This is a genomic window from Pseudomonas brassicae (genome assembly GCF_010671725.1).
In the GTDB taxonomy this organism is placed as follows: domain Bacteria; phylum Pseudomonadota; class Gammaproteobacteria; order Pseudomonadales; family Pseudomonadaceae; genus Aquipseudomonas; species Aquipseudomonas brassicae.
Window position 1 is genome coordinate 1 of the sequence record NZ_JAAHBU010000164.1, and the last position, 3248, is coordinate 3248.

Consider the following 3248-nt stretch of genomic DNA (forward strand, 5'->3'; position numbering starts at 1 on the left):
GCGCTGGCTGCCGAACTGGATGCGCAGTACGTGCAGGAACTGCTGCAGGATGACCTGGAGCCTGATCCCGAGCCCGAGCCGCAGGCCGAGGTTGCCTTGCCCGGCGAAGACGACCTGGATACCGCGTTCGACCTGAGCCTGGATGACCTTGACGGGCTCGAAGGCCTGGGCATGGATGACCCGCAGGCGCCGCAAGCCACGCCACCGGCGGATATCGCTGCGCTCGACGACCTCGATTTCGACACCCTGCTGCAGGAGCAGACCCAGGCGCAGGCCGAGCCGCAGCCTGTGCCTGAGGCCGTAGCTGCACCGGCAGACGTTGCGGCCGAACCCGCTGTCGAGCCCGCTGCCACCCTTGATGACCTGGCCGACTTCGACCTGGACATGGGGCTTGACGCGGTGCCGCCTGCCGCCGAGCCGCAGCCCGAAGCGCCGCTGGACATCGAGGCGGAGCTTGCCGCATTCGACGAATCGCTGGGGCTGGACGACAGCTTCCCGGACCTGGCCCTGGCCGACGATTTCGACCTGTCGCTGGCCGACGAGCCGGACCCGCTGGCCGACAGCTTTACGGCCGAGCTGGACGACGTCAACGCCGAACTCGACAAGCTTTCGCAAAGCCTGGAGCAGCCGTCCATCGAACCGCATTTCACCGCCGATGATGCGGCCGACCTGCTGCTCGACGAACCGGAGTTCGACTACCTGGCCGGCACCGACGAGGCGGCGACCAAGCTCGACCTGGCACGTGCCTACATCGACATGGGTGACAACGACGGCGCGCGCGACATCCTTGACGAAGTGATGAAGGAAGGCACCGAAGCGCAGCGCAAGGAAGCCATCGACCTGCGTTCGCAGATGAACTGAACGCGTTCCTGAAAGGCCGACGCAGCCCTTGTGGCTGCCGTTGTCGTTATAATCCGCGCCATTGTGCCAACCGACAGGCTGTATCCCCTTGGAAATCATTGATAACGCCGCTGCTGAAATGGCGGCCGAAGGCTATTTCAGAATCGCGCTGGGCGTGGAATACAAAGGCACCCGCTACCGTGGCTGGCAACGCCAGGCCAGTGGCGTGCTGAGCGTGCAGCAGACCCTGGAAGAAGCGCTGTCCAAAGTGGCCGATTCGCCGGTGTCGCTGCACTGTGCCGGGCGGACCGATGCGGGCGTGCATGCCAGTGGTCAGGTGGTGCACTTCGATACCCAGGCGGTGCGCAGCATGAAGGCCTGGACCATGGGCGCCAATATCAACCTGCCGCATGACGTCAGCGTGGCCTGGGCGCAGCAGATGCCGGCCAATTTCCATGCGCGCTTCAAGGCCATCGCCCGGCGCTATCGCTATGTGATCTACAACGACCAGATCCGCCCCGCGCACCTGGGTGACCAGGTCACCTGGAACCATCGTCCGCTGGACGTGCAGCGCATGGCCGAGGCGGCGGCCTATCTGGTCGGCACCCACGACTTCAGTGCCTACCGCGCTGGCCAGTGCCAGGCCAAGTCGCCGGTCAAGCAGATCCACCACCTGCGGGTGAGCCGCCATGGGCACATGATCGTGCTGGACATCCGTGCCAGCGCCTTCCTGCACCACATGGTGCGCAACATTGCCGGGGTGCTGATGACCATCGGTGCCGGCGAGCGGCCGCCGGAGTGGGCACGTGAGGTGCTGCAAAGCCGCGTGCGGCGTTCCGGCGGGGTGACGGCGCATCCGTTCGGCCTGTACCTGGTGCAGGTGGAGTACCACGACGAGTTCCAGTTGCCCCAGCGCTTCATCGGGCCGCACTTCCTCACCGGCTACGAGTCTTTGACGGCTGACGGCCCGCAAGGCATTTGCTAACATCCGGGACTTTCCGGCTCAGCTGAGGTTCACAGGCCATGTCCGCTGTTCGCAGCAAGATCTGCGGGATTACCCGTATCGAGGATGCGCTGGCTGCGGCCGAGGCAGGGGCCGATGCCATCGGCCTGGTGTTCTATGCCAAGAGCCCGCGGGCGGTGACGGTGCGGCAGGCGCGGGCGATCATCGCCGCCTTGCCGCCGTTCGTGACCACCGTTGGGCTGTTCGTCAATGCCAGCCGCTGCGAGCTCAACGAGCTGCTGGAGGCGGTGCCGCTGGACCTGCTGCAGTTCCATGGTGATGAAACCCCCGCCGACTGTGACGGCTTCAACCGGTCCTGGATCAAGGCCCTGCGGGTACGCCCGGGCGATGACCTGCAGGCGCAGTGCCGGCATTACGCCAACGCCAGCGGCATCCTGCTCGACACCTATGTGGCCGGCGTGCCGGGTGGCACCGGCGAAGCCTTCGACTGGTCGCTGGTGCCCGAGCGCCTGAGCAAACCGATCATCCTGGCCGGTGGCCTGTCGCCCGACAACGTCGGCGCAGCCATCGCCCAGGTGCAGCCGTACGCGGTGGATGTCAGCGGTGGGGTAGAGCAGGCCAAGGGCATCAAGGACCCTGCGCGCATCGAGGCGTTCATGCGCGCGGTGCGCCAGGCATGAAGGCCGGCTGCACGGCCGATGTGACGGCGGGCGGTGCGCCATCGTCCATAGCTTTCGCAGCCCATTGCTGCCGGAAATTATCGGGTGGCGCCGCAGGCGTCGCCTTTACAGGTTGACGATCAAGGGGCATCAGGGTGGTACCGCGCTGCACGCGCACCACCGGAGCCGCTTGATCATCGCGTCATACACGAATTGAGCTCAAGGGCATACGCGCGACCTGGCAACTCTTGCCTGCCGGTCGCCGCTACTGGAGAAAGAAAGCATGAGCAACTGGTTGGTAGACAAACTGATCCCTTCGATCATGCGTTCCGAGGTGAAGAAGAGTTCGGTACCCGAAGGCCTGTGGCACAAGTGCCCGTCCTGCGAGGCCGTGCTGTATCGTCCGGAGCTGGAAAAGACCCTGGATGTGTGCCCCAAGTGCAACCACCACATGCGCATCGGCGCACGTGCGCGCATCGACATCTTCCTCGATGCCGAAGGCCGTAACGAGCTGGGTGCAGACCTGGAACCGGTCGACCGTCTGAAGTTTCGCGACGGCAAGAAGTATAAGGACCGCCTGGTCGGCGCACAGAAGCAGACCGGCGAGAAAGATGCGCTGATCTCCATGAGCGGCACCCTGCTGGGCATGCCGGTGGTGGTCAGCGCCTTCGAATTCTCCTTCATGGGCGGTTCGATGGGCGCCATCGTTGGTGAGCGTTTCGTACGGGCTGCCAACCATGCCCTGGAAAACCGTTGCCCGATGATCTGCTTCTCCGCCTCCGGTG

4 protein-coding genes are annotated in these 3248 nt (G+C 65.0%); all 4 read left to right on the plus strand.

Translation table 11 applies throughout. The features are described from left to right. Positions 1–861: FimV C-terminal domain-containing protein (locus tag G3436_RS13180; RefSeq protein WP_279538621.1), on the plus strand; the 861-nt coding region annotated here is incomplete at its 5' end. A 118-nt stretch (positions 862–979) separates the two neighbouring features. Then, on the plus strand, positions 980–1825 hold the full coding sequence (gene truA, locus G3436_RS13185; RefSeq protein ID WP_163945588.1) for a tRNA pseudouridine(38-40) synthase TruA: 846 nt from the start codon (positions 980–982) through the stop codon (positions 1823–1825). A gap of 38 nt (positions 1826–1863) precedes the next feature. Beyond that, positions 1864–2484, plus strand: coding sequence for a phosphoribosylanthranilate isomerase (locus G3436_RS13190; protein WP_163945587.1), 621 nt, complete (start codon positions 1864–1866; stop codon positions 2482–2484). A 262-nt stretch (positions 2485–2746) separates the two neighbouring features. Beyond that, positions 2747–3248: acetyl-CoA carboxylase carboxyltransferase subunit beta (locus G3436_RS13195; RefSeq protein WP_279538622.1), on the plus strand; the 502-nt coding region annotated here is incomplete at its 3' end.